The 26460-nt window shown below is 37.7% G+C and carries 22 protein-coding genes and 2 tRNA genes; 6 read left to right on the top strand and 18 right to left on the bottom strand.

Translation table 11 applies throughout. From position 1 onward, the window contains the following. The first annotated feature begins 31 nt into the window (after positions 1-31). A complete protein-coding gene (locus tag ACRD69_RS22750; RefSeq protein WP_430817458.1) occupies positions 32-1135 on the top strand; it encodes a substrate-binding domain-containing protein in 1104 nt (367 codons plus the stop codon). Positions 1136-1376: 241 nt separating this feature from the next. Here the strand turns inward: ACRD69_RS22750 and ACRD69_RS22745 are convergent, their stop codons facing one another. After that, positions 1377-1676, bottom strand: a complete 300-nt coding sequence (locus tag ACRD69_RS22745) for a hypothetical protein (protein WP_430817457.1) — start codon at positions 1674-1676, stop codon at positions 1377-1379. Between the two features lie 216 nt (positions 1677-1892). On the opposite strand from ACRD69_RS22745, the gene ACRD69_RS22740 reads away from it, so the two are divergent. Continuing rightward, the gene (locus ACRD69_RS22740) at positions 1893-3050 is read left to right on the top strand and encodes a hypothetical protein (RefSeq protein ID WP_430817456.1); all 1158 of its coding nucleotides are present in this window, start codon (positions 1893-1895) and stop codon (positions 3048-3050) included. Positions 3051-3156: 106 nt separating this feature from the next. Beyond that, a tRNA-Lys gene (locus ACRD69_RS22735) sits at positions 3157-3232 on the top strand. Positions 3233-3438: 206 nt separating this feature from the next. On the opposite strand, the gene ACRD69_RS22730 is transcribed toward ACRD69_RS22735, so the two are convergent. The 3 genes from ACRD69_RS22730 to ACRD69_RS22720 all read right to left on the bottom strand — a co-directional run bounded on the left by ACRD69_RS22730 (position 3439) and on the right by ACRD69_RS22720 (position 5792). After that, entirely contained in the window at positions 3439-4350 is a 912-nt protein-coding gene (locus tag ACRD69_RS22730; RefSeq protein ID WP_430817455.1) for a dihydroorotate dehydrogenase, read from the bottom strand. After that, on the bottom strand, positions 4344-5114 hold the full coding sequence (locus ACRD69_RS22725; RefSeq protein WP_430817454.1) for a dihydroorotate dehydrogenase electron transfer subunit: 771 nt from the start codon (positions 5112-5114) through the stop codon (positions 4344-4346). Before ACRD69_RS22725 ends, ACRD69_RS22730 begins: the two co-directional genes overlap by 7 nt. A 201-nt stretch (positions 5115-5315) precedes the next feature. Then, on the bottom strand, positions 5316-5792 hold the full coding sequence (locus ACRD69_RS22720) for a helix-turn-helix domain-containing protein (RefSeq protein ID WP_430817453.1): 477 nt from the start codon (positions 5790-5792) through the stop codon (positions 5316-5318). 1019 nt (positions 5793-6811) lie between these two features. Between ACRD69_RS22720 and ACRD69_RS22715 the strand changes: the two genes are divergently transcribed. Further along, a complete protein-coding gene (locus ACRD69_RS22715) occupies positions 6812-7372 on the top strand; it encodes a manganese efflux pump MntP (protein ID WP_430817452.1) in 561 nt (186 codons plus the stop codon). Between the two features lie 97 nt (positions 7373-7469). Here ACRD69_RS22715 and ACRD69_RS22710 read toward each other — a convergent pair whose 3' ends face one another. From ACRD69_RS22710 to ACRD69_RS22700, 3 genes are all read right to left on the bottom strand, one after another. Then, positions 7470-7973: a flavodoxin gene (locus tag ACRD69_RS22710; RefSeq protein ID WP_430817451.1), complete on the bottom strand. Its 504-nt coding sequence runs from the start codon at positions 7971-7973 to the stop codon at positions 7470-7472. 13 nt (positions 7974-7986) lie between these two features. After that, complete coding sequence (locus ACRD69_RS22705) at positions 7987-10032, bottom strand: alpha-ketoacid dehydrogenase subunit alpha/beta (protein WP_430817450.1); 2046 nt, start codon at positions 10030-10032, stop codon at positions 7987-7989. 77 nt (positions 10033-10109) lie between these two features. Then, entirely contained in the window at positions 10110-11429 is a 1320-nt protein-coding gene (locus ACRD69_RS22700; RefSeq protein WP_430817449.1) for a dihydrolipoamide acetyltransferase family protein, read from the bottom strand. Between the two features lie 384 nt (positions 11430-11813). Between ACRD69_RS22700 and ACRD69_RS22695 the strand changes: the two genes are divergently transcribed. Continuing rightward, positions 11814-13856 carry a M13 family metallopeptidase gene (locus ACRD69_RS22695; RefSeq protein WP_430817448.1) on the top strand — a complete coding sequence of 681 codons (2043 nt, stop codon included), beginning with the start codon at positions 11814-11816 and terminating at the stop codon, positions 13854-13856. A gap of 259 nt (positions 13857-14115) precedes the next feature. Here the strand turns inward: ACRD69_RS22695 and ACRD69_RS22690 are convergent, their stop codons facing one another. Continuing rightward, positions 14116-14685, bottom strand: a complete 570-nt coding sequence (locus ACRD69_RS22690) for a GDYXXLXY domain-containing protein (RefSeq protein ID WP_430817447.1) — start codon at positions 14683-14685, stop codon at positions 14116-14118. Continuing rightward, positions 14678-15961, bottom strand: coding sequence for a DUF2157 domain-containing protein (locus ACRD69_RS22685; RefSeq protein WP_430817446.1), 1284 nt, complete (start codon positions 15959-15961; stop codon positions 14678-14680). Before ACRD69_RS22685 ends, ACRD69_RS22690 begins: the two co-directional genes overlap by 8 nt. A 388-nt stretch (positions 15962-16349) precedes the next feature. On the opposite strand from ACRD69_RS22685, the gene ACRD69_RS22680 reads away from it, so the two are divergent. Then, positions 16350-16423 (top strand) — tRNA-Arg (locus tag ACRD69_RS22680). 67 nt (positions 16424-16490) lie between these two features. On the opposite strand, the gene ACRD69_RS22675 is transcribed toward ACRD69_RS22680, so the two are convergent. The 9 genes from ACRD69_RS22675 to ACRD69_RS22635 all read right to left on the bottom strand — a co-directional run bounded on the left by ACRD69_RS22675 (position 16491) and on the right by ACRD69_RS22635 (position 26184). After that, positions 16491-17717: an outer membrane beta-barrel protein gene (locus ACRD69_RS22675; RefSeq protein WP_430817445.1), complete on the bottom strand. Its 1227-nt coding sequence runs from the start codon at positions 17715-17717 to the stop codon at positions 16491-16493. A gap of 440 nt (positions 17718-18157) precedes the next feature. Then, positions 18158-18940, bottom strand: a complete 783-nt coding sequence (locus ACRD69_RS22670; protein ID WP_430817444.1) for a hypothetical protein — start codon at positions 18938-18940, stop codon at positions 18158-18160. A 1375-nt stretch (positions 18941-20315) separates the two neighbouring features. Beyond that, positions 20316-20489 (bottom strand): hypothetical protein, encoded by a 174-nt coding sequence (locus ACRD69_RS22665; RefSeq protein ID WP_430817443.1) that lies wholly within the window; start codon positions 20487-20489, stop codon positions 20316-20318. A 9-nt stretch (positions 20490-20498) separates the two neighbouring features. After that, positions 20499-22253: a M14 family metallopeptidase gene (locus ACRD69_RS22660; RefSeq protein WP_430817442.1), complete on the bottom strand. Its 1755-nt coding sequence runs from the start codon at positions 22251-22253 to the stop codon at positions 20499-20501. Between the two features lie 311 nt (positions 22254-22564). After that, positions 22565-23098: a DUF1697 domain-containing protein gene (locus ACRD69_RS22655; protein WP_430817441.1), complete on the bottom strand. Its 534-nt coding sequence runs from the start codon at positions 23096-23098 to the stop codon at positions 22565-22567. A 98-nt stretch (positions 23099-23196) separates the two neighbouring features. After that, positions 23197-23781, bottom strand: coding sequence for a DUF3267 domain-containing protein (locus ACRD69_RS22650; protein WP_430817440.1), 585 nt, complete (start codon positions 23779-23781; stop codon positions 23197-23199). 58 nt (positions 23782-23839) lie between these two features. Next, the gene (locus ACRD69_RS22645; protein ID WP_430817439.1) at positions 23840-24304 is read right to left on the bottom strand and encodes a VOC family protein; all 465 of its coding nucleotides are present in this window, start codon (positions 24302-24304) and stop codon (positions 23840-23842) included. A gap of 92 nt (positions 24305-24396) precedes the next feature. Further along, the gene (locus ACRD69_RS22640; RefSeq protein ID WP_430817438.1) at positions 24397-25050 is read right to left on the bottom strand and encodes a CPBP family intramembrane glutamic endopeptidase; all 654 of its coding nucleotides are present in this window, start codon (positions 25048-25050) and stop codon (positions 24397-24399) included. Between the two features lie 210 nt (positions 25051-25260). Beyond that, positions 25261-26184 (bottom strand): helix-turn-helix domain-containing protein, encoded by a 924-nt coding sequence (locus ACRD69_RS22635; RefSeq protein WP_430817437.1) that lies wholly within the window; start codon positions 26182-26184, stop codon positions 25261-25263. Between the last annotated feature and the right edge of the window lie 276 nt (positions 26185-26460).

Here is a 26460-nt window from a genome sequence, read left to right as displayed (position 1 = left end):
TACAAATTTATCCACCTCAAAAATATCCGGTATGAAAAGAATCGTCAAAACAACAACGAATACCGCTAATACCGTAACTGCCATCGCCAAATATAAAACGGCAGCACCTTTTATTAGTGAGAAAAGTCAACAACTGTTTAAGCAAAGTCTTAAATACCTGACTTTTATTTGTTTTATCGGACTACTCATTTTATCCTCATGTGAGATGAAACCTAAAATCGGTTTTCTAATGGATAGCCTTGAGATTGAACGCTGGAACAAAGATAAGGCCTTATTTGAAGAAAAAGTAGAAGAGTTGGGCGGTGTTTGTATGATTGCCATTGCTGATTCAGATCCGGATAAACAGCTTCAACAAGCTCAGCAGATGATTGATGAAGGAGTGGATGTACTGGTTGTGGTTCCGGTCGATCTGGAGAAAGCCGGTGAGATAGTTAAAATGGCCCATCAGAATTACGTGCCTGTTATTTCATATGATCGCCTGATAAAAGATTGCAACCTGGATTATTACGTCTCAACCGACAATATTAACATTGGCGAATTACAAGCCAATTACCTGACTAAAATCGCCCCTGAGGGTAATTACGTTTTAATTAGCGGTCCTACCTCCGATTACAACGCCTACCTCTTGCGACTTGGCTGGATGAATGTACTGCAGCCACTTATTGACAAAGGTGATGTGAATGTGGTACTTGACGAATTTTGCAATTACTGGTTGCCTGATGAATCCTATCGTATCCTTAGTGCATATCTTAAAGATAAAAATCACGTAGATGCCATAATCTGCGGTAATGATGCACTGGCATCGGGGGCCATCGCTGCACTGAAAGAACACCAAAAAGATGGTAAAGTACTATTAGCAGGACAGGATGCTGATATTCAAGCTGTGCGCAATATCGTCGCCGGCAATCAAACTATTACCATATATAAGCCAATTGAATCACTGGCTTTTGCAGCCGCCAATGCTGCCATCAAAATTTCAGATGGAGAAGCACCATCTAATATGAATATAACTGTCAATAACGGTAAACGGCTTGTCCCTGCCATTTTATTACAAGCCAGCGTTGTTAACAGTCAAAACATAAAAATGACCGTCATTCAGGAAGGTTATATCGGAGAGCAGGAAATATTCAATTAACCATGAATAGTCATTCATGCTTTCTAAAGCCATCTGTGTCCTGCAGGTGGCTTTTGTTGTATGATCACGACTGCGCATTAAATACATAGCCGTAAATGGCTTAAATTACCGGCACAATCAGCCCTTTACTCATCTACATTGTTTGCCTTGTCAACTGTCCAACAAGCACGGTTTATCATCAGAGTAATTACTTGAATACCATCGTGGATAAACTATTTGAACCAATTATATTGCCTGGAGCTCAGCTTATGAGTGGACGCCATCGCCGACTGAGATAAAAAACTAAAGGTGAGACAGTATCATTGATATCAATCCTTTTTTTGAGCTTGATCATCATCTTATGAGAAAGATCAGGCTTTGAAGGTTTAGCCAATTCAAGCAATGCAGCTTTTTGTTTGACCCACCAATCAGAAACCTCCTGTTTTTTTCGGACAATAATATTTTGAGAACTTTCTTCACTCACCAGGTGATAAGCAGGATCAAAAAACAATTGCATAAACCATTCTGCAAGTTGTTCAATTAATTGATGATACCGTTCCATACTACTTAATTTTTTTCTTAATAGGTTTGATTATTTTTTTATCTTACCATTTATTGAAGGAAGACACTAATACAAATATCATCTCATTATCAGCTTTTTAAAAACTTATTAAGTGAAATATACAAGCTTAAGCAAATAATTAACTTCACTATTTTGCTTAAGTTTCACTTAATTTTCTACTTAATATTTTGTAATTTTGCTTAATAGCTTAAGTCTATGCATAAACCAATTCCCATAACACAAACAGCAATTGTACACCCTGCCATTCACATGATGCAGCAGTGGCAGTTGTTTATGGACGGAATTGATCGGATAATGACATTTTACCCTTCAGAAGATCAAGACATGATGGAAGGCCTGGAGTGGAATCGTCAGCTAAGCGAAAGCTTAATGCCAGTGATAATAGCAGAAGACGTTAACAGTAAACTATTATCGGCTGCAAAAGAGAAAGCCGATTATCAGTGGATGCGTCCCGAATTGCTGCCATTTATGCAACAGCAACCGGTACATCTCAACCAGTTAAACCTCTTTTCAGAATCAGCATATCTTGTATTGCTGGTCAGGATACAGACAGCAAAAACCTCCATATTAAGCTATTTATTTTACCGTAATGACACAAGCAATTTTGGCATAAGTGATGGTCAGGCCCGTTTAGACACCAGTCACAAAGCAATCATAGGCAAGATGGCAAGTCGATTCGCCCAAATGACCATTGAAAACTATCTGGCATCTAAAACACAAGAAGAGAGCTTTAGGCGGCACACCAGAAATATACTGGAACATAAGCAGATAGAAGTCAGTAAGGGTAAAGAGGCTTTAGTGTCCTGGAAAATAAACTGGTTAGATACATATTTAAATGATCTGAGTCGAAGAGATGGCGTTAATTATGTTATATCAGAAACAGCTCAACAAAAACTCCTGAATAAAGATCTAAGCTTCGAAGAATGTAAACAATCAATTGACAATTGTATAAGTTACATATGTAACTTATTTATGATATCACCAGGTGATGATGTTATGATCGAAGAAGACTACATGATACTAGAGCAAAACACAGCTGTCATTAAATCGGACCATGCAGTCGAAATATTACAGTCACGTAGCAGTAAAACCATGCGTTTACTGGATCGTTTAGAAGAATCAGCTTATAAACTGCAGCATCAGGGACTGTCAATAACCAGCGCAGACGTTGGAGCCAATATGGCAAAACCTATTACAGCGCCAGCTATTAGTGATGCCCTCCGCAAGAACAGGGTGCGTATATTGCAGCTTCTGGAACAGTATCCACAAAGATGGCAAACCATCAGACAGTCGTTTAAGCCAATTACCAATCTGATTACAAAAAATAATCAGCGCTTAAGCACCAGTGGATAAATATTTTGCTTCCATAAGCACCTGTATAGCGTAAGAATTATGGAAATAAAATTTGTACGTGAATCAGATATAGCCTATATTTGCAATCGCTAAAAGCAAAAAGGATGACTCAGTAGCTCAGCTGGTAGAGCAACGCCCTTTTAAGGCGTGGGTCCAGGGTTCGAATCCCTGCTGAGTCACCACTTAAAGCTCCGATTACTCGGGGCTTTTTTTATATACCTGCATTTGATATACACTTGTAATAATTTTGAGTATTTAAGACCATCATAATCAAAAACCGCCTAGTATACATTTGTAAATTAATCGAATCTACAGATGTAATTACAACTGTAAACAAAAAAGCCCGCCAAACGACGAGCTTTTATATCTTATAATACTAGCGAATAAACTATACTTCCATAGCTCCAACCAGATCGCTTACCTTATCAAACCCATTCTCAGCGCAATACTCCTCCAGACCCTTAACAATCTTTTCAGTAACACACGGATCGATAAAGTTAGCTGTACCCACCTGGATAGCAGATGCACCAGCCAGCATAAACTCAACAGCATCGCTTGTATTCATAATACCTCCCATACCAACAACAGGCACCTTAACAGCCTGAGATACCTGCCATACCATACGCAGCGCAACAGGTTTAACAGCAGGACCAGATAAACCACCAGTAATTGTCGATAAGATTGGCTTACGTGTTTTGGCATCGATAGCCATACCCAACAAGGTATTAATCAGAGAAACCGAATCTGCACCAGCACTTTCAACAGCCACTCCAATTTCAGCAATATCAGTCACATTAGGTGATAACTTAACCATCAAGTGCTTCTTATACACCTTTCGGACAGCCTCTACCACAGCCACAGCCGAAGGACAGCTTGTTCCAAATGCCATGCCACCTTCCTTAACATTAGGGCACGAAATATTTAACTCAATACCAGGTATATTATCCAGCTCATTAACCACCTCAGCAGTCTTTATATAGTCCTCAATGGTAGAGCCTGATACATTTACCAGCATATTCGTCTTATAGTCCTTAATACGCGGATAAATATGCTCAGCAAAATAATGAACCCCTTTATTTTGAAGACCAACGGCGTTTAACATCCCCTGAGGCGTTTCAGCCATACGAGGATAAGCATTACCTTCGCGGTGCTCCAGCGTTGTTCCTTTAACCAATACACCTCCCAGGCAGCTAACATCGAAGAAGTCCATAAACTCTTCACCATAGCCAAAAGTGCCAGAGGCGGTCATTACCGGATTTTTAAGTTCTAATCCGTTTAAATCTATCGTTAAGTCTACCATTTTAAATAAGTTGAATCAAACACAGGACCATCAGTACAAGTACATTTATGACCATCTAAAGTATCAGCCACACAGCATAAACAAGCTCCAAAACCACAGGCCATATGGTTTTCAAGCGAAACTTCACATTTAATACCATGGTTTTTAGCATACTTAGCCACAACCTTCATCATGGCCTCAGGTCCACATGTGTAAATATGATCAATTTCAGGAGTTTCAGTCCGCATCACCGGGTGGTGAATAACGTAACCTTTAGTACCTACAGAACCATCTTCCGTTGTACAGTGTACAGTACCTAATGATTGAAAGGCCTCAAGGGCAATTAAACCTTCTTCAGAACGGGCCCCCAGGAGAAATTGAGGTTCAATACCATTGGCTTTCAGGTGTCTGCCCATAAACAACAAAGGAGCAATACCACATCCACCGCCAACGAGCAGCACACGTTTCTTTTCAGGCAATGAAAAGCTGTTACCCAGCGGATAAACCAGGTTACAGTTGTCACCTTCTTTTAACTGGCCCATTAAACGGGTTCCCTCACCAATTTCCTGAACCAACAGTTTCATAGTATTGGCCTCCATATCCACGTCATGGATCGAAATAGGGCGTCTAAGAAAGGTATTAGGTCCGTTATCAACTCGCACTTCCACAAATTGCCCCGGCAACATGTCAGGCATTTTATCAGGATGTTTAAGTGTGAGGATGACGTACTCAAAATTTAAGCGTTCATTTTTAATGACCTTAAAATCGTCGATGTACTTCTTCATGTATCTTATAAGAATTTAATATTCATTTAAGGCGGGTTTACATTTGTAAATACCCTAAAATTGGACAAAGATACATAAAAAGAATTGAATATTTGTAACTATTTGGCAGCACATCTAAAAGTTTATAGTGCAGGAGAAGGTAAGGCTCACCGTAACACGAATAAGCCACTCAGTCATCTGGTCAATTAAGTTAACAGGAGGCTATTCAGGCTTATATTCCCTAAACGTTTTATCGCTGTAAAAGACCACAATACGCTCAATTGTCTTACCATTAGAAACTTCAGATATACCGGGCATAGAAAGGGCTTTATCTGTCACTTCTGCAGGTCTTTCGTCGGGAACCGGCTTTTTATAAAGTGCCTGATCCTCTTCCTTAATCACCTTTTTAGGCATTTTAAAGTTTGCTTTGGGCTTTTCTTCCGACTCAGGGAAGCGTAACTGCTCGTTTGTTTTAAAGTCGTTTTTAGCGCCATTTATCATACTTCCCTGCCCGGTTATCAACCAGTCGCCGCTTATATGCGGATACTTACTTAAAAGTTTGTTTAGGAAGTCGAGACTTGGCTTATTACGCCCTGATAATATATGTGAAACACCTGAACGCTGAACGCCAATAGAATCGGCAAACTGCGATGGTGTTAATCGCTCGTGTTGTATAATGGCTTCTATGCGTTCCTTCATCTGTTGTTTATCTATTATACTGTTTTAAGCAAGGTTGTTTACAAACTTCAATAACAGCTTGTGTTACATTGATAATGCGGTTAACATTTGTAATGCTGTAAATACAGCGCTTAACAAACTACAAATGTTACTCATGAGAACAAATGTAAACAAAAGCTTACTTCTATACAAATGTAATCCTTATAAATTCTCACTAACGCATCCCTAAACACCTGTTGTATATCATATACATATGTATCAATACAAGCTTTATCAAACCATCACTTTACGTATTCCCCTTATTAGCCTCTATATGTGACTAATAGTCTGTACTCATTTTAATCAACCATAACCATTATAACATGGATAACCGGGCATTTCAGGCTTTTTGGCCATTTATATGTACCTGATTGTCAGTGCTTACAAATAAGCTTAAGTATATTTGTAGGTAATTACAGTAAAAGACTGGTTATTAATACCATATAGTTTATTTAAACCATGGATATCAAAGGCTTTGCATATTTATACAATACAATTCCGATATTCTTCTAGTTAGTGTTTATATAAACGCCTTATCACCCTGGCGTATAGAGTTTTATGGTAATATTGTATAATTTATTGTGCAACTGTATTACACCAGAGGGCGTCGTTAAACAAAAGTTGAAAATATTACATGTGTATACCAATGAGTGAAGTTAATCTTCGACTCTTAATTAAAATACGCTGACATCTAAGTTACATTTGTAATTGTCACTTTATACACTGTGCTATTATTGTAGTATACATATGTAACTTAACCTGTTTGTCATGACTCTCTCCTATTTTTAACTAAGCATATTCAAACATTGTCTTTTTTATCATATTTCTCAAATTAGATCACCCATAAGCTTAAAAAATGGATTTTTTTCATTCTGAACAGTTATCAATCTGCATTTAAATACATAACTCTCGTGCCTTTAATTATTGTTAAGCAAAAACACTCGTCCTATTCATTTTTAAATTGGCGCGAAAGAATTATTTTCGCATCACAAAATTGAACAATGGAATTAATCACCCTTATACTACTAGCCTGTGCTTTGGCTATGGATTCTTTTGCCGTATCTATCACTGCCGGTTTATCACTTAAACAATTTGCGCCGGCAACAATGAGTCGCATTAGTCTTACATTTGCAATTTTTCAGGGCAGTATGCCAGTCATTGGATGGAGCCTGGGACGTAACTTTGTTGAAATTATCAGCGACTATGACCATTGGGTCGTATTTGCTTTACTGTTACTTATTGGAGGTAAAATGGTTTACGAATCGATAAGACAGGAAGAAGAAGTACATACCATAAACATATACAGTAAACGAACCATCACGGCATTGGCACTGGCAACAAGCATTGATGCCCTGGCTGTTGGTATCAGTTTCTCGCTACTTAATGTGGATATTGTATTCTCAGCGCTCATTATAGGTCTTATGACTTTTTTGTTTTCCTTTGGAGGGCTGACCATTGGCCTTAAACTAGGTAGTATTTTTAAACGAAAAGTAGAATTGATTGGAGGTCTATTGCTGATAGCCATTGGCACAAGAGTTCTAATTACACACCTGATGGCATAAAAAAAGGGATGATCAAAAAATGACCACCCCTTAATATAGAGCAATAAAATATTCACTTCATTTAAGTCTGCTATATCCAGCTACTGTTTTGCAAACATTATTTGAAAGCCTTCTTTAAATCAGCGCACCACTTATCAATGCGCTCGTTTGAAAGAGCAGCCTGATTTTCAATATCCAAAGCCAGACCTGCAAATTGATCACCTCGCTGAGCAACACTGCCTTCAAATTCATACCCCTCAGTTGACGTGAAGCCCACAATGCTTCCACCTCGCTCTTCGAGGAAATTTGCCATCAGGCCAATACCATCAACAAAATTTTCAGGGTAACCTTTCTGATCACCACCTCCAAAAATGGCAAAGTTCTTACCTTTTAAATCCTCATCCTCGACAGAAGGCAAAAACTCATCCCAATAATTGGGCAGTTCACCATCAAACCAGGTAGGCACGGCCAGAATGTAATTGGTGAATTGCATAAAATCATCACCAGTCATTATATCAACATCAAAGGCCTCAACATCAGCCCCCAATGCTTTAACAATCTTTTTAACCTGCTGTCCGGTTTTAACCGATCTGAAACTATAGAATATACCTGTTTTTTCCATGATACAACTAATTTTAATACGCTAATAATTCTTTTGCTGCATCCATAATGCGCTGATTATTCGGCAATACAGCCGCCTCTAATGTGCGGTTAAAACCAACCGGAGTAAAGGTTGAACCAACACGCTTAACAGGTGCATCTAAAAACTCAAATGCCTCTGAAGTGATTTGAGCCGCAATTTCGCCGCCAAAACCACCAAATACCTTATCCTCATGCACCACCAGTGCCTTAGAAGTCTTTTTAACTGAAGCAATTACCGCTTCCGTATCCAATGGAATAATTGAGCGCAAATCAATCACTTCGACTTCACCCAGTCCCTCTTTAGACAGCTGATCAGCAACTTCAACACTCATGTGTGTTGTATTACCATAGGTAAAAATAGTCAGATCAGTACCTTCGCGACGCGTACGTGCCTTACCAAACGGCACCTCAAAATCATCAGGAATTGGCGTTGCTGCCTTTGGTGCATTATATAACGCCTTAGGCTCCAAAAACACAGTCATACCTTCTGAGCGCATTGATGTACGTAACAAGCCAGCGGCATCATCGGCATAAGACGGATAAACAATTCGCACACCCGGGAATGTTGCCAGGGCACCTTCAATGGTTTGTGAGTGATACAATCCACCACCAATATAACCACCAGAAGCCAGGCGCACTGTAATATTTGGAGAGAACTGTCCTTTGGTACGCCAGTATTCATGTGTCGTTTCAACAAACTGTTCCATAGCCGGCCAGAAGTAATCGGCAAACTCAGCACCTTCAACTACCACACGTATATTCTTGTTGTAACGCACCATCCCATTAGCCGTTCCCATGATAAAGTCCTCGGCAATAGGCGCATTAAACACTCGCTTTTTACCAAACTCCTGTTGCATACCTTTAGACACATTGAAAATACCGCCTTTATCTTTGTTGGCAATATCCTGTCCCCAAATGTATGTATCCGGGTTGTGACGAAACTCAGCCTTCAAGGTTTCGTTTAAGCCCTGGATCAGTTTTTGAGGCTCACCATCAAAATTATGCGTTCCTTCGGGATACCTGGCTGCATCATAAGGTTCAGGCAAAACAAAATCATGAATCGACTCAGGCGTTGGATGAGGAGCTGTCATACCTTTGCGGTGTGCCTGCTTCACTTCCTCAGCCACTTCTGCTTCAATAGCCTGCATCTCTTCCTCAGTTACCCGGTTGTAACGTTTCAGTAGACGCTGATACTTGGCAAGTGGATCATATTCTTTCACATAACCCAGCTCATTATCATCACGATACAAATCATGACGATCAGAGTTACTGTGCGAGTGAATACGTACACAATTAGCCTGCACGATCACCGGTTTCTGATTCTCCTCGGCCCATTTTGATGCCTCCAGCATGGTGTTCATTGAATCGAACACATCTTTACCGTTACAATACATAACTCTCAGGTTTTTAAAACCTTCAAAGTTCTTAGCAACTTTACGATTAGCCGTCTGGTCTTTTTTAGGCACCGAAATACCATAGCCATTATCCTGGAAAACAAACACAACCGGCAGCTGTTCTTTAGAGGCGCCATTGATGGCTTCGTACACATATCCTTCTGAAACAGAAGACTCACCTTGTGAACTAAAAGCCACACCTTTAGCTTCATAGGTCTTGATGGCACGTCCCACACCAACCGCATGCAAGGTATGGTTACCCGTACACGATGAAACATTGTGAATATTCCACTCAGGCTTGGCAAAGTGATTGGACATATGACGACCGCCACCGGCCACATCGGCATCTTTAGAGATACCGTTATAGATAATCTCTTCGGCAGTTAAGCCGGCCGACACATTCGTCACCAAATCGCGATAATACGGAAACAGGTGATCTTTTGAGCGATCAAAAACCTGACCAATAGCCAGCTGAATACCATCATGACCAGCCGCTGGCGCATGATAAGACCAACCAATGGCCTGCTTTAAATAATTCGGTGCTTTTTCATCAAGCGTACGTCCTAAAAACAGAATACGGTACCATTTTAATAAGGTCTCCTTATCTGTCTTTTTTATGGAATGTATTTTTGGAATATCATTCATATTAAAAACTTTAAATATGTGACAGGAAGAAAGGTGATGTCAAGGATCAATCACCTTACTTCGGTTAGATACAATAATTAAATCTCCTGGTTAATATCAAACGCTTCCAGGTAATCAGCAATGCGGCGCAGAAAAGCACCACCTAAGGCACCATCAACAATACGGTGATCGTATGATAATGACAAGAACATCTTATGGCGAATACCAATCACATCGCCGGTAGGTGTTTCAATAACAGCCGGTTTCTTTTCAATTGAACCGGTAGCCAAAATCGCCACCTGAGGTTGGTTGATAATTGGTGTTCCAATAATATTTTTAAAAGAACCAAAGTTGGTAATGGTAAAAGTACCATCCTGGATATCATCCGGCGACAGCTTGTTCCCCCTTGCCTCATTCGCCAAACGATTAACTTCTCCGGTTAAACCAACAAGGTTCTTTTGATCTGCTTTTTTAATGACCGGTACAATTAAATCACCTGTTGGCAACGATACCGCCATTCCAATATTTACATTTTTACGTAAAATGATCTTATCTCCGTCAACAGAAGCATTTACTCCCGGGAAATCGCGTAATGCCTTGGCTACAGCTTCGGTGATTATTGGCATATAAGTGATTTTCTCACCATATTTCTTCAAATAATCATCTTTAACCTTAGTGCGCCATAGCACCATATTGGTCACATCGGCTTCAACTACACTGGTAACGTGTGGTGATACCTGCTTCGACATTACCATGTGGTCAGCAATCAACTTACGCATGCGCCCCATTTCCACAATCTCATCGTTGGCCGAAACGGAAACATTAACCTTATGTTCTTTAGGAGTTGCGGCAGGCGCTGGCGCTGGTGAAGAAACCGGAGCAGCCTTAACTGGTGCCGGAGCAGGAGCAGCTTGTTGTCCGCGATTGGCAATATAGCTCTGCATATCTGATTTTGTCACACGTCCATCTTTACCGCTACCTGGAATTTTCTCCAGCTCATCGCCCAAAATACCTTCCTGCTTGGCCATACTACGTACCAATGGCGAGTAAAAACGATCAGATGTTTTATTAATGGAATCAGCCGCAACAGCTTCTGCCACAGGTGCTGGTACTTCCTCAGATTTAGCTGCTGCTGGTGCAGCTTCCTGAACTGATTCAGTATCGGTATCTTCGGCGCCTTCCAATAGAATAACGGCTACGGGTAAACCTACTGCCACCACATCATCAACCGCATATTTTATCTCTTTAACAGTACCTGCCACAGGCGAAGGAATTTCAGAATCTACCTTATCGGTTGCTATTTCCAATAATACATCATCCTCCTGAACAGTATCCCCTTCAGAAACAAACCATTTGGTAATGGTTGCTTCCTCGACACTCTCGCCCATTTTTGGCATTAAAATTTCAAATGTTGACATATGCTTATCTTTAATTTATTCTTTATACATAGTAATTCAGACATTATCATCTGTTATTTATACTAAATCTAAATATTGCTTTTAAAACAAACTTTTTTATCAAAATGTTTTGGTCCCAATTGCAATCTCTACATTGCAAAATCCATTTTACAAACAAGCACAATTAAGATTTGTTTATCTCTTTATCTTGAAAAGATGTTAAAATCATGAATTATTTATTGGGACTTTATATTATCTCGCTGAAAAAGTGACCATTACTTGTGCCGTGATATAGCTAAATATGAAATGAATCATGTTTATATACTTGGTCAATTGTTGGCTTTTAGTTTAATTTGAGTGGGAAACCAATTCTAAAAAACACACTAATAAGAAGTAAATACATCTATGCAAAAAACGTATCTGATGTTGGTATGCGCAGCCGGTTTAGCCCTTGGTGCATGCCAATCCAACCAATCTAAAAAAGAGCTAATTAAGCCTGTTTTCTCGGCTGATGACATGGATCATTCAATGAATCCTGGTGAAAACTTTTACCAATATGCCAATGGAGGCTGGATGAAACAGCATCCACTACCTGATGACAAAAGTCGTTTTGGTAGCTTTGATTTGCTTGCAGAAGAGAGCAAAGAAAAAGTGAAAACTATTGTTGAGAAAGCTGCTGCCGAAAAAGGTGCCGAAGGTACATTGGCTCAGAAAATCGGTGATTTTTATAATGCAGGTATGAACCTTGAGGCTATTAATGCCGCAGGCTATGCTCCTATTCAACCATTACTGGATAAAGTGGCAGCCATTGATTCGAAAGAAGGTATTGTAAATGTGATCAGCAACTTACAATCACAACAGTTAACTCCACTGTTTTATTTCTACTCATCGGCCGACCAGAAAAACAGTGAAATGACCATTGCCGGCATTTACCAGAGTGGTCTTGGAATGCCAGACCGCGACTACTATTTATCAGACGATGAAACTTCTGTTAAACTGCGCGAAGCTTATGTATTGTACCTGACTAAGTTATTTGCACTAAGTGGAAATGCTGAAGATGATGCCGAAGAACTGGCCAACACGGTGATGGCTTTTGAAACTAAATTGGCACAGGCATCCAATACCCGCTTGCAGAACCGCGATCCGCATGCAACTTATAACAAGATGAATGTTGCAGCATTAGCAGAACTAGCACCACAATTTCCATGGAACGAATTCTTGGCCGGCATCAATATGCCTGAACCAGGTGATATAAATGTAAGCCAGCCCGCTTTTATAAAAGAAGTAGCTGCTATGTATGACAACGAAAGCATTGATACATGGAAAGCCTTTTTATCATCAGTGGTGATTCGCAAAACAGCCACCTTATTAAGTGAAGAATTTGTAAATGCTGACTTTGCCTTTTATGGTGAAGCCCTATCGGGTAAAAAAGCCATGGAGCCACGCTGGAAAAAAGTGCTGGATAACACCAACGGTGCACTGGGAGAAGCAGTTGGCCAGCTGTTTGTAGCAGAGTACTTCCCTCCTGCAGCAAAGCAACGCATGGACGATTTGGTTGAAAACCTGCGTATTGCTTTTGGACAGCGCATTGACCAGCTGGAATGGATGAGTGATGAAACTAAAACGGCAGCTCACGAAAAATTAGCAGCCATCCGCGTTAAAATCGGTTATCCAAGTAAATGGCGTGATTACACAGCCTTAAGCATTTCGGGCGACTCATATGTAAATAATGTACTGGCCAGCAACCGTTTTGATTTTGCCCACGACATGGAGAAAGTTGGAAAGCCGGTTGACAAGGAAGAATGGCACATGTTCCCACAGACAGTAAATGCGTATTATAGCCCTGTTGGCAACGAAATTGTATTCCCTGCTGCCATATTACAGCCTCCTTTCTTCTATCTTGATGGTGATGATGCTGTTAACTACGGTGCCATTGGTGTAGTGATCGGTCACGAAATGACCCATGGTTTTGACGACAAAGGTCGTTTATACGGTAAAGATGGTAACCTGCAAACATGGTGGACCGACGAGGATTCAGAGCGTTTTAATTCTCGCACACAATTCCTGGTTGATCAATTCAATAGAATTGAAGTATTACCTGGCACTTTTGCCGATGGTGAGTTATCATTAGGTGAGAACATTGCCGACTTGGGTGGTTTAGCTATCTCATACCAGGCATATCAGAATTCGATTAAAGAAAAAGGAGAAATAGCCGATATTGATGGCTTTACTGATGAACAACGTTTCTTCCTGGGGTATTCACGTGTGTGGGCGCAAAACATCCGCGACAAAGAAATATTACGTCGCACTAAAACCGATGTTCACAGTTTAGGTATTAACCGTGTAAACGGTCCACTGCCGAACATGGAGGAGTTTTACAAAGCGTTCAACCTTGACAACACAGCTGCATTATATATAGCACCTGATAACAGAGCCAGTATTTGGTAATGCTTACAATAATGATATTAAAAAGCGTGCTTAAAAGCACGCTTTTTTTTTATTATGATCAAAGTGAGCATTTATCAATATTTACTAAATAAGCCATCGATAACCAAAAGAAAGACTTCAATATGAAAAATCCCAGAGGACGACATGAAAAACCATTACTACGCTTGATCCTATGCTAGTGCCCCATAACTGAATTAATGTTGGAAATATCTTGCAGTGGCATTTTCAAAGGGCAGATAATAAGTTAAGTGTTCAGTCGTCAATTGTCTTTCTCTACCAGTTCCTTAATAGGTATCTCATCAATCAAGACATCCTGAAGAACAGCTTCTCCATCCTTAATACTAACTAAAGCATAAGTCAAACTTGTAGTATCTATCTGCGATTGCCTATAAACATGCTCCGCATCATAAGCCTTTGATTCTTCCATGTAAAATCTATCAAACGGAAATTCAACAACAATTGTATTCGAACTATCCTTACTAACATATTGTACTTTAGTCAATATAAAATCAGATTCATCCGTAAAAGGCGTTTTTGAGACAGACTGTATCTGGGCAAAACCATCCTCACTTTCAGAAAAATAAACATAAATATATTCACCTCTAGTCCAGTCATTTGTGTCTTCAACCCTAAAAGTATTTTCTCTATAATTGAGCGTAATATATTTACCCCTGAAAGGATCATTAGGATCAACAGGTGCTGTCATAAATCTAAAAACAGTACCAGAATCTATAACCTTCTCTCTGTCCCATATCATTTTGACAGGTACAAATAATTGAATCAGAGCTATTAGAATAAATGCTGATAATAGTATCTTTTTATTATTCATTTGTCTTTCTTTTATTTAACATCAAATAGTTGGCAACAAAAAATCCGGCACCAACCAATACAAATAAAATACCTCTGAAAACAAAGCTCAGATCAGTGTCAAAAAACCTGCATATAATCAAAACAGTTATAATGAGAAGTCCAAAATTTAAGATACCTAAACTGTTTTCTTTTGCTCCATCTCTAATGGTCAGAATACCAATCATAAACACGCATAAATTAACCAGTATAATAGCAATAGGTGATTTTAGTCCCAATATAAAAATGAATATAAAAATGAGAAATACAGGAGCCAAAGGTTTCATTACTTTCAGTGATTTACCCTTTTGATTTAAGTACAATAGTCCACCAGCCAGTAGGGTGATAATAAGCGATGTGATGAATTCAGGCGAAACCACTACCTTATTTAATTGTAAATCGTTACTAATTAACTCTACCCAAAACCATTCAAAGCTTAAAATAATAAGCAATACAATTGTTCCAAGAGAACCTATTATCTTATATCCGTTATTTCTTAACTTCTTAATGGAGAAAAAAGAAGTATCTCCCAGTAAATACATTAAGCCAAATAAACTGCAGTAGGCAATAAACATCAACTCTTCCATTTTATAAGCTACTGTACCCAAGACAATAACCATTGACAAAGGGAAAAGCCAATTATGGAAAACCATAAAATTACTATTGGCTTTATATTTATACAAATAATAATAATGTGGTAATTCCAAAGATAACAAGAGCCAGTATAAATATGATTCTGAAGTAAATCGCGACATATAACCTACCTCAGCTGCATAATATGTTATTCCAATCAGGTACAGTAAAGAAACAATGGATGATTTCATGACATAGATTAACGGAAAGCACAAAAGCATCCATGTTAACAAATACGAACTCAGCTCCCCTGGAATATTATAAACCTGACTTACAAGCGAAATACTTGCCCCAACTGCGAAGAATAAAAATGCTGCACTACTTTCCTTCCAGGCCTCATTATGCTGTTTTTTAATTAAGGAATAAAAACATAAGCCTTGCCCTGCCAATAATGGCAAAAATGCAAAAAGTGTTTTTGTTGAACGTGAAAGTTCATCCCAATTATGTGCAATGATTAATATTATTCCTAAACCTACCAAAATGGCACCCAAGATTCCAAAAGCTAGAAATAACCTGTTGGTGGATGTTCCTTTCTTCTTACTGTAATAATCATGAATCCTGTCGGCTGTGGTTTGATCAATAATTCCAGCATTAAGTAATTCGGTAATTTCTCTTAATATGCTCATAGGCTATGTTATTTGGGGCAAAGTATTAGTGATATATCACTATGTGAAAGAAAGATAATAAAATAGCTTAATATAAAAGAATGATAGTTATTTCATTAGCGAGGTAAGCTGGATAAGCATAAGTAACATCAATCTTATAAAAGTCTTCGATGCTCAGTTTCGCGAGTAATTTCACTGAACAGGTGATCATTTGCACGAGAATTCATATGGGAGTAAAAAAAAACACAAAAAAATGCATGGCCCTTAGCGTTTGACCCATTGGCAATTGCCCGCTACCATTGGTTTTTGTTACATTTTTTTACTTTTTTTAGTTTGGAGCTTACAACTAAATACCCTTTCTTTGCAGCGCATTTGAGAACAATGGTTCACAAAGCACACAGGAAAAATCGGTTCCGTAGCTTAATTGGATAGAGCACCTGGTTACGGCCCAGGAGGTTAGGGGTTCGAGTCCCTTCGGGATCACAAGAAAAGCCAGTAAGTTTTAAACTTACTGGCTTTTCTTTTTTTATGCTATGAATAAGAAGTTGTTCTAAAATAGTGAATATCCAAGTACTATAGAAGTTGAATTATAATCAGAGCCCCAAGACACATAATCGTTTAGTATATTACGACTTGTATGGTATCTCAATTCTATGCTAAACTTATCTTTAAATTTATACCCACCTCCCATTGCAATATTTGGTCCGGACTCAATTTCTAATGAAGAAAGCAAGGAATTGTCCTGTCTTAGCATTTCGATTGTTGAATTGAGGGGGAAATCCCAAATGTATGAAACGTTTATAAATAGCTTTGAATTATCATTCAAAAACATATAGTAGCGGACACCTGCTGGTACTTCTATGGATTTATATTCAACTTCTGAAACAAGAACCGCCCCAGAAACATTACTTGTTTCTTTTGATTGACTTGTATTAAAGTATTGAAATGTTGGTTCTACTATTAAACTCCATTTATTCTTATTATATGGCAATATAAATTCTGCTTCTATCCCCATTCTAAACCCGATTTTACTTCCAAAATCAAAATCTCTTGAATCTGACATATTATTGTGTATTTGCAGACTACTATAATTGAGACCTGGACGAAAACTTAAGTTAAAGACATCCCTCTTTTGTTTTGTATCATAGTTGGTATAATCAGAGTTGACACATTCGTTATATTTTATAAAAAACCTCTCTAAGTCTCTTTTGTTGTATCTGAGTCTGTTGATATCACTTAAATCTAATCCCTCACACTTCAACTGCATGAATAATTGTTGCTTAAAAGTATTATTCGTTAATAACTTATCATCAACCATATAAGTTTTATAAACAAGTTGATCTATTAGGGAATCATTTAAAGCATAGAAAAATCGAGTTAGATTACCATCAACATAATGAAATAACGAAGCTTTCCCTTCTATTAAAAGTTTTAGAAAGAGTATTTCTTCCTTAAATACAGGGTTTCTTTCAGAACTTATTTTACGCGTCTCATTACTAGATCTGTCAATATTTATTTTTGCTCTGACATACTTTGAGGCATTATCAATACTAAATTCCTTAACAGTTTCAATCGTTACTTTTTGTATTGGATCGTTTTCTGACAGCTTATATTCAAATTCTGATGGATTATTGAACCAATCAATATTCTTTATCAGACATTCAGTTTTTTGGTTTGATTCATCAATAAAATAACCTTTCTCAAAAACAATCTGAGAATATGACTCAAGGATTGAAATGATTATCAATGCAATTACTAATAATATTTTTTTGTTCATATAATTTAGGTTTTTAAATCAGACTAAATCTAATTTGTTTTAAACATTAGAAGCACAGCCTGATTTATTTGTTACAACAATTTGAAAAAATAATGCTTATTTTATAATTAAAAATGTATAACATTATATTATACACACCAAATCTATACTAATTATCTATTTATACCAACATATTAGCATTGATATACAATTAATTTCACCAACAAACTCTTCACTCTATAAACATCTGCTATATCAACGGTTAGTTGAATTGAAGTTTGTCAAATCTTAAGCGGCTGTATAATTAGGTTATTTGGGAATAGGGCGAGACTGCATTGTTACGTCATACATATAATTATTGCATTAATAATTAAAGCTACTGACGTATATAAAAACCTACTGTCAAGGCGTTTACATATTTTTTTTATTGGTATTAGTAGCAGTAATCAAAATCTCAGCAATTAATACTTCACAAAAACTGAATCTTTGCTGTAGTCATCTGTCAGGTCTAATATGATTTTAGGTCTATGCTTTTTCCTGAATTCATGACATTGCCCTTCTTTATCTTCTGAAAGATAATACTTTAGAGTGTCAAAGCCTATTCCAAACTGTTCAATGGATTTGGAATTCCTATATTTTTGGAATCTATCGTCACAAAGACGATAGACTTGCAGAGCTTCTATAAATTTGCTCTCTCGTTTTGCCTGTACATATACCAGATTATTCCTATTACTTATTAATATATCAATGTGTCCCAATAATCTATCTCTCGTGACTGGCTTATGATTTATTTCAATCGTCTTATCCCCAACAACAATTAAGTCCAGTTTATTAAACTTGCTTAGAACAAACTTCCTGATTCCATCTTTATAATCATCAGGGAATAAGTGAATTAAATTGTTAATTGTATCATTCAGTTTATTACTTGTAAAATAAGCATAACGGTTCATCTGATCTTCAGTGAATTCTTCAATAAAAGATGAAACGTTTGTTGAAAGCTCAAGAGTATCAATCACTAACAAATAGTAGTTATTTCTCAAATTATTTACAATTCCATTCGTCAATAAGGAATCGCTAAATTCAAGAAACTTGTGACTTAAGGACTCATTAATGCTATCTTTTAAGATTAATTCATTATTGCAATAAACCTCTCCATTTTTTAGGTATACCTTTAATAAAAACACAGGATTTTTATAGTTGGCAATTCCCATTACACCTGTTCCCACAGTGAGAATTAGCAACATAACTATTAGATTTTTCTTCTTCTTAGAGAAGAACATCTGTACTATTGTGTTTTTGTCTGACACAAGAAATTAAAAATTAAATACTTAGCAAAGAACCATGATTTAATTGTGTTTGTCAAAAACAAGAAATTGCCAAACTGCCTTAATACTATTATTCACGATTATAACAAAGGTAAAAACACCCATTAGATAATTCACCAAAATATTATAGCAGAAGCTAAAATACAGTGCAAAAACCCTAATAATTCAATTTCTGAGGTAGTGCATGCCCGGGCTTTACCCTAGCTGTTTCATGCGTCTATTCAGAAAATATGTGAGCTCCAACCCTACTCAATATCGTGATAATACCTGATACACCAGGCAGACTAATATTATCAAGATATACATTTTAAACTATCTTTCGACTTCTTACCATACAACTCCCTGCTTCATACTAAACAGGGGCCTTCTTCGGGATCAACCTCGCCGGCAGCGAGGTTGATCCGAAGCGGTTCCGAAGAAATACCGAAGGCGTACCAAAGAATTACCGAAGACTTACCGAAGACACTTTGGTTAAGTTTTGATCAAAATTCGACCATAAATTACTCATACGCATGTATTATTGTAAAATAGACTTTTGATTAAAGGATTGTAATGGTTGTAATTGTTAGGATGATCTGTTTCTGTTTTTTTGATGTTATATGCAGTGGGATTGTGTTGTTAAATGGGGCGAAATACAGTTCACTTAGTCAGGTGTCCAGAATATTCAATTTGAGAGATCAACAACTCGATAAATCAACTCACAATCATCATTAGTAAATCAACAATTATATCTGTTGAGCATGCCTTAACAGTCGGTTTCCTTTCGTCATGACCACAAAAGAAACAACAACGATAACTATCGTAGCAAGTCCAATTAAAGCTTCAATCCACATCCTTAATGAATTATTCACATCGCATAAGCCTTTTTTCTCCCGCATTCATCTGTGTTTCACCCCCATGTACTAACGCCCGCTTGACCCGGCTTAGAAGGAAAACAGACCACCGCATCGTCAAAATAATCGTTCTGAGTTGGAAAGATTAGTATATAAATGAGATCAAAGCAGGCAAAACCTAATATGAAGCCATAGCAATCCGATTAATCCTTTACCCGGATAATTATCGGGGCCTTGTTTTAAGATATGAATCTGCAAACGTATTTCATGGGGATGTAACACTTTAAATGGCAAACCATTAAAGAAATAACTAACAACAAAGTGTTCTTAATTATTCAGAGGTACTGCCTCCTGCATATGATCTGCAAATATTATAATAATAAAAGGGGGTACTAATGTACCCCCCACTGATTTTTAAAAACAAACGGTAAACGTTTATTCTCACATTTTATCGTAACGATTTATTGACTACTATATTGCAGGTAATCAACTTTTTTTAATCGACTTCCATATAATCCTATGGATGCCAGAAATGGGTAATGCAATTTCTTTATTTTCATCATGGATAGAAAAGGCGAGATACAGTTTGTTAATTCTTCCTGCTTTGAAGCCTGCAAATCATCAACACTAACCATTCAAGCCCCTTAAAACTCTGAATTATAAATCTTCCCAACCGGGTATATGTTTTTCTGCTGATCGCGGTAAGCCGATCGTTCCAAAAACCAAAAAACCTTAGCCCACTGATTATTGTATACCTCAGGATGCTCTTCTAAAGCCTGCTTGTATTCCTTAAGCAGATCAGGATTTTCTTTAATCATTTCCCGTGCCATTTTCTCCATGATATATGTTTCCACATACTCTTTACGTTCGAATATGGAGTTGAAAAAGCCCCATCGTAAAAACGAATCAGGTCCCTCTGGTTCCAGCAGATGAGCTATTATCTTTCCTGTCCGCTGATTTAGGGGAACAATGACCGAGCCTGGCATATAGGTCTTAAGCATTGCAACTTCCTCCATTTCAAAATCTTCTACCATCTGTCGCCCTTCAAAGGGGAAGCCGGCAAACTTAATATCACTGAATTTATAGGTCTTAGCAGCTATCTCTTTGGGCTCGTTAAGAGTAATATACTGAATGCCATGTAACTTTAACTTATTGATCACGTGATACCATTGAACTGGAATGATATAGGCATTGGGCAACAAAGCTTTCTTACCCGGCATGAGGCTATCGAATAAAACCAGGTTGTAATCTTTTGGTTTATCGCTGAATTGCACCCATATACCATCGGTTAGATCGCTGTGAACTATATCGTACTCCACACCTTTGAATAAAACTGTTGTGCTATCCTTTTGAGAGGTATAATAGCTGAGTACGAACTCCTTCCCTGCCATGTTTTCCGACTCATTATCAGCCTTCCTGTTCATGCCCTTAAGCGTTTGATAATGCGTATCTGTATAAGCAATGGTGTGCTTCAGGAGCTGATAAGTGGCATCTACCCTTGTTTTATAATCTTTAAGCATATGTGTTTCCACCAGTAAAGCCGGACGATTTTGACTGGCCAGGTAGCCTGTGGAATAGCGTGGCGATGATGTTTGCCTTATCAATCCGCTTCGCGGATCATGCCATCTTCTGAAAGACACATAGGGAAACATCAATATATCATCCTTTTTTAGCTGTTCTTCGATTTTGCCCAGGTATTGATTCTGCCAGTCTGTTTGTTCAGGATTCATATCGCCCATTACATGCATACCATAGGTGATTGCATATTGATAATCAGCACCATCTGTAGTATGGATATCGACAAACATATCAGGTAGCCATTGATTGAATAATGTCAGCCATTGTTGCATTTCAGGAGCATCAGCCTTAGTGAAATCACGGTTTAAATTGTAATTTTCAGCTGTTGTGCGCCATCCCATTTCCTTTGGTCCATTCTGATTGATGCGGTTGTAAGCACTGAAACGCTCATGCCCGTCAGCATTAAAAATGGGAATAAATAAAATGCTGGTGTTTTCAAGCAACTCAGGATACTTGTTGTGGATCAGTATATCCCTGAGTAGCATAAAGCCCGCATCTTTTCCTTCCGATTCACCGGGATGAATGCACGCTTCAATCATTAAAACAGCATTGCCTGATTCTTTAATGGCCTGAGGTGTAAAATTCCTGTTTCTGTCAATGATCAGTAATGGCAAATCGCGCCCCTGAACACTTTTACCAAAGCTGGTATATTCAATGAAATCTGAATGATCGGCCAATTGTTCACAGTATTCTATTGTTTTATCATACCTGGGGGTTTCCAGGAAGTTAGATTTCTCATAGTAGGTTTCCCAATCTGTTATTTGTGCCCTTGCCAGTCCCAGGCACATGGTTAACAAAACCATAGTCAGCCATTTATTCATGCTTTGTAATATTTGTAAAAGATCGAATAAAAATATGATTTTTCTATTTACGTCGTGCTGTATTACAGAAAAGGTCATATAAAAACAGAACTAGTCTAAATTGACGATGTACTACCAGGTAAGATTTAAGCCTCACACTCAAGCCACTGAATAATAAATAATTAAGTATTATTTGTTATTTCAGCCATTCCAAAAAAAATTTACAGAATCGATTTAAACGATGCTTACAAGGTGAAAGTTTTTATAAAGTTTCACACTATTTTTGAATAAGCATTTTTAGTAGATCTGTTAAAAGACAGGCACTATCTAATTTATTCGCACAGCTCTTTCAATTTTAAAACCGTTTTCCAGTTCCTTGTTGTGGCTCCTAACTTCAGATTCTTCTCAAAGAAAGCATTGGTTAACCTGGATTGGTGGTATTTGCCCTCACAGCGGATAAAAACATTTTTATCAACTACCTCAAACTGGTCCTGATCATGCACACAAGCCTTCGCTTTCTCAATGCATTCATTGGTTGGGCTGTCTTTTAAGAAAGTCAGGTGCAACTTTATTATATCAACATCCTTGTCATAAAACGGATTCTTATCGATCAAAGCCTTAATTTCACTTGAACTACGAACAATGACAGGCACATCAAAGCCATATTGTTCTTCAATTGCCTGCTCCAGCCCCTCCTCTAATTGAGCATTTGAGTGATCTGAGTCAAATATTACATTTCCACTTTGTATATAAGTCTCTACATGCATCCACCCTATTTTCCGGCACAATAACTTCAAATCGTTCATTAAGACTTTTCTCTTTCCTCCTACGTTGATGCCTCTTAAAATAGCTACTTTCTTATTCATAGAGATAGTAATCAATACTTTGTTGTTGTTTTACTTTCAGCACACACAACTAACAAATAAAAACACCATACGTTTAGCTTAAGCCTTAAAAGCTGCTGTTATTTGGTTTTCCTGTAAATATAACAGCCGGCTTCTGACGGATGGTCCTGCACCAGGTCAGAGCCATTTTCTTTGCGAATAAGATGAATGATCATGAAATCGCCACAGGCTGCCATTGTGAAAAACATACCAAAAATAAGTACCCCTGTATCCCCGGTGAATAAGGCATATAAACAGGGTAAAAAGCCGAGAAATATGGCAGGTGTAATTGCACCCGTGATGTATTGCCTGACAGTTAATGGTTCTTTGCAATGACAATAAGGTGTCAGCATATTCCATAGGACTCCAAAACGTATGGATTTGAATCCTTTAGTGGCAAAGATAGCCCAGGTAAGTCCGTGTATGAACTCATGGGCAATTATTCCGAATACCAACCAGGCAAGTAGCCTTATGAGTCCCAATCCTAATGTCCAGGGGCTTACAGCCTCCATAAATGCCTTAATATCAATGGTAGGGGTCCAAATAAAATAGAATGGAACACCAAATAACACCACTATGGGTATAAGGATCAGAATACCAATCAGGTTAGCCTGGGTTAGATCGATGGTAAGCTTTTCCTTTGTATAGTTGTCCAATTGTTGCATGTGATGTCACCATTAGAAAATTGATATCGTAAGTTTGGCTACAGGAACATTCACAACTTTAAAATTGAAGTACATCTTCTTCTTTTAAGAATTGTTGAATTTCAAACTTATGCCCCTCTTTGTCGTCAAAAAAGAAGGATTTAAGCGGGATTGATTCAAAGTATTTCATCTCACTTAAATTAATTGTGCCCAAAGCTTTAACCCTTTCGAATTCTCTGTCAACATTGGCAGTGGTTAAGGAGAACAAAGTACTGCCTGCCAGTTCACTTGTATCCCTCTTTTGTACGATGCCTAAAAATGCTTTTTCATTAACCTGGTACACCCTTGCAAATCCCTGATCCATAACCAGGTTCAATTCTAACACATTTTCAAAAAAGTTAATACCATATTCAAAATCATCGTAATACAGGAAGGTAATGGCTGATGAATATTTCATTTCTTTTTTCTCTTTTTGCTGGTTAAGACAAGATGTCAATATTATTGATATTAAGCCAATTAACAGAAGTGGTGAATTAATTTTCATATTGAATTTAAATATTAATAATCCATACATAAGTGTGAAGCATGGCCTCGTATTACTCCATGACAAACATACGGTATTATTACAAACTGTTCTTAATTTAAATACTTACCGAATACCTCAATAAAAGGGTCACGGTTAACTACCGTGTAAAAGAACAATCCTCCAAGCCAGCCATGAAACAAACCTAAAACCCAAATGTTTCTAACCCGTAAATAAACATAGCCATAAAATAAGGCCAGAATAAAAGTACCAATAATCAGCCAATTATAAGGATAATGCAATACTCCGAAGAAAACAGCAGTTATCAGTATGGTCAGAGTTTTTTTTACAGAGACCGTTTCAATGTCCTGAAGATTCCCCGCCACCAAAGCAATAACTAAAAATTGTTGTATAACGCCCCATATGGGGTAAATAAGTAGTATTGGTATGATATGCCAGGTGAGATTAATGGTATTCTGCATTATGCCTATTATTACAAAAACAACAAACGCCAATATACCAAAGGGAAGCACCTTTTTTAAAGCCTGCTTAAAGTTAGTGAATCCAAATCCCCAATGCTCCAGAATATATCGCTGTTTTGTACTTCGCCAAATAACATATCCTACCCAGCCGGTCATTGAAACAAGAATGAACGGCAACCGCCAGTTTAAGTAATCCATAAATATGAATTTACCTGCACCTGTTACAAAAACCGCTAATAATTCGGCAATACGACTTTTGTCTGTTATTCCATTACCATGAATCATATTGATCAGAGTATTAAGCGCGACATTGCATCTGCTTGTATGTATTTATGTTTCAAACCTAAAGGTGCACATTAGGTGTCAAATAGACAAAAAAAGCAGGCAGTAATAGCATAATCCTCTAATCATGTCAACTTTAAGAAAGCAGCATGATAATTGAAGCGTATAGTTAATGAAAACCACCGAAGGATACGAATCATGCTCAAGCGGAAATTAATTCACATTGGCTGATTCGATATACCCCTTAGGGCTGACACCTGTTTTTTTCTTAAACAAGCGTGTAAAATATTGAGGATATTCAAAACCGAGTTTGTAGGCTGTTTCTGTAATTGAAGCATTGGGTTGAAGCAGCAGATTCTTAGCTTCTTCAACCAAATACAAATTAATTTGGTCAATGGCGGTTTTACCTGATTCGGCTTTGATACTATCACTTAAATAGCGCTGGCTAATCCCTAATTGATCAGCCATGTAGGCTAATGAGGGTATGCCATTGTCAATTTGCTGATCGTTTTCAAAATAAGCGTTTAATGCGTCATAGAAGCGGGTCATTAAATCCTTATTTAATTCCTTACGGTTAAGAAATTGACGTTTATAAAAGCGATCGGCGTATTTTAAAAGGGTTTCAAGGTGAGAAACGATAATATCCTTACTGAACTCATCCTGGTTATTATGGTATTCTTTTTCAATGTTTCTGAAAATAGATTTTACAGTTTCTTCTTCAGTTGGCGAAAGATGCAGCGCCTCGTTAACATTATAATTGAAGAAATTATAGTTTTTAATGCGCTTACGAATATCCAGCCCCCGAATAAAATCATCATGAAAATTAATGTACCATATATCTGAAGCTATGGCTATATCCCTGGTAATAAGGGTTTGATTTGGTGCCCAAAAAAGCATTGTTCCGGTGGTACAATCATATTTTGTTCGTCCGTAAATGATCTCCCCGGAAACGATCTTCTTCAGACTAATAACATAAAATTCGTTGGTATAGCTTATTTCCTTTTGCGTGGGATGCTTTTGGCGAATCTCATCTGGTCCTGATTTTACATTCCCAATACTAAAAAGGGGATTTTCAGGTTTAGGTAAACATTGATCTTCATTAAATTCTTCTATGTTTTTGAATGTTTTTCTAATCATGGTTGCTAATTTAAACCAATCCAATTAAAATGCCATTCCAGGCATTTTTTTATTCTTTGAGATTAATGCTCCCCTTAAATCTTTGATGTATTTTTCCTGTCGCACAAGCCAGTTCTCCTCTTTCATCTGCGTCGCCGGACCGCACTGCTTTTTAGTGTTCGAAAAGAAGTTTTATAAACGTATAGATCTATGCATCATGTAAATCAGCTCTCCTCCTTACAAAAAGGCTGTATGTTTGTAATAAGAAACACATAAGCCTCTATTGTGTCGTAAATT

This window comes from Carboxylicivirga agarovorans (assembly GCF_050589845.1).
Lineage (GTDB): Bacteria > Bacteroidota > Bacteroidia > Bacteroidales > Marinilabiliaceae > Carboxylicivirga > Carboxylicivirga agarovorans.
The sequence above is the reverse complement of the archived record's forward strand: the minus strand, read 5'-3'. Positions and strand labels throughout refer to the sequence as shown.

Bases quoted from the DNA above. Each gene is read 5' to 3' on its own strand.
- ACRD69_RS22655 (WP_430817441.1), bottom strand. From the start codon at position 23,098: ATGAATAAGAAAGTAGCTATTTTAAGAGGCATCAACGTAGGAGGAAAG.
- ACRD69_RS22715 (WP_430817452.1), top strand. From the start codon at position 6,812: ATGGAATTAATCACCCTTATACTACTAGCCTGTGCTTTGGCTATGGAT.
- ACRD69_RS22710 (WP_430817451.1), bottom strand. From the start codon at position 7,973: ATGGAAAAAACAGGTATATTCTATAGTTTCAGATCGGTTAAAACCGGA.
- ACRD69_RS22665 (WP_430817443.1), bottom strand. From the start codon at position 20,489: ATGGTTAGTGTTGATGATTTGCAGGCTTCAAAGCAGGAAGAATTAACA.
- ACRD69_RS22730 (WP_430817455.1), bottom strand. From the start codon at position 4,350: ATGGTAGACTTAACGATAGATTTAAACGGATTAGAACTTAAAAATCCG.
- ACRD69_RS22660 (WP_430817442.1), bottom strand. From the start codon at position 22,253: ATGAATAAATGGCTGACTATGGTTTTGTTAACCATGTGCCTGGGACTG.
- ACRD69_RS22645 (WP_430817439.1), bottom strand. From the start codon at position 24,304: ATGAAAATTAATTCACCACTTCTGTTAATTGGCTTAATATCAATAATA.
- ACRD69_RS22685 (WP_430817446.1), bottom strand. From the start codon at position 15,961: ATGAGCATATTAAGAGAAATTACCGAATTACTTAATGCTGGAATTATT.
- ACRD69_RS22650 (WP_430817440.1), bottom strand. From the start codon at position 23,781: ATGCAACAATTGGACAACTATACAAAGGAAAAGCTTACCATCGATCTA.
- ACRD69_RS22690 (WP_430817447.1), bottom strand. From the start codon at position 14,685: ATGAATAATAAAAAGATACTATTATCAGCATTTATTCTAATAGCTCTG.
- ACRD69_RS22695 (WP_430817448.1), top strand. From the start codon at position 11,814: ATGCAAAAAACGTATCTGATGTTGGTATGCGCAGCCGGTTTAGCCCTT.
- ACRD69_RS22740 (WP_430817456.1), top strand. From the start codon at position 1,893: ATGCATAAACCAATTCCCATAACACAAACAGCAATTGTACACCCTGCC.
- ACRD69_RS22720 (WP_430817453.1), bottom strand. From the start codon at position 5,792: ATGAAGGAACGCATAGAAGCCATTATACAACACGAGCGATTAACACCA.
- ACRD69_RS22700 (WP_430817449.1), bottom strand. From the start codon at position 11,429: ATGTCAACATTTGAAATTTTAATGCCAAAAATGGGCGAGAGTGTCGAG.
- ACRD69_RS22725 (WP_430817454.1), bottom strand. From the start codon at position 5,114: ATGAAGAAGTACATCGACGATTTTAAGGTCATTAAAAATGAACGCTTA.
- ACRD69_RS22745 (WP_430817457.1), bottom strand. From the start codon at position 1,676: ATGGAACGGTATCATCAATTAATTGAACAACTTGCAGAATGGTTTATG.
- ACRD69_RS22675 (WP_430817445.1), bottom strand. From the start codon at position 17,717: ATGAACAAAAAAATATTATTAGTAATTGCATTGATAATCATTTCAATC.
- ACRD69_RS22640 (WP_430817438.1), bottom strand. From the start codon at position 25,050: ATGATTCATGGTAATGGAATAACAGACAAAAGTCGTATTGCCGAATTA.
- ACRD69_RS22705 (WP_430817450.1), bottom strand. From the start codon at position 10,032: ATGAATGATATTCCAAAAATACATTCCATAAAAAAGACAGATAAGGAG.
- ACRD69_RS22635 (WP_430817437.1), bottom strand. From the start codon at position 26,184: ATGATTAGAAAAACATTCAAAAACATAGAAGAATTTAATGAAGATCAA.
- ACRD69_RS22750 (WP_430817458.1), top strand. From the start codon at position 32: ATGAAAAGAATCGTCAAAACAACAACGAATACCGCTAATACCGTAACT.
- ACRD69_RS22670 (WP_430817444.1), bottom strand. From the start codon at position 18,940: ATGTTGCTAATTCTCACTGTGGGAACAGGTGTAATGGGAATTGCCAAC.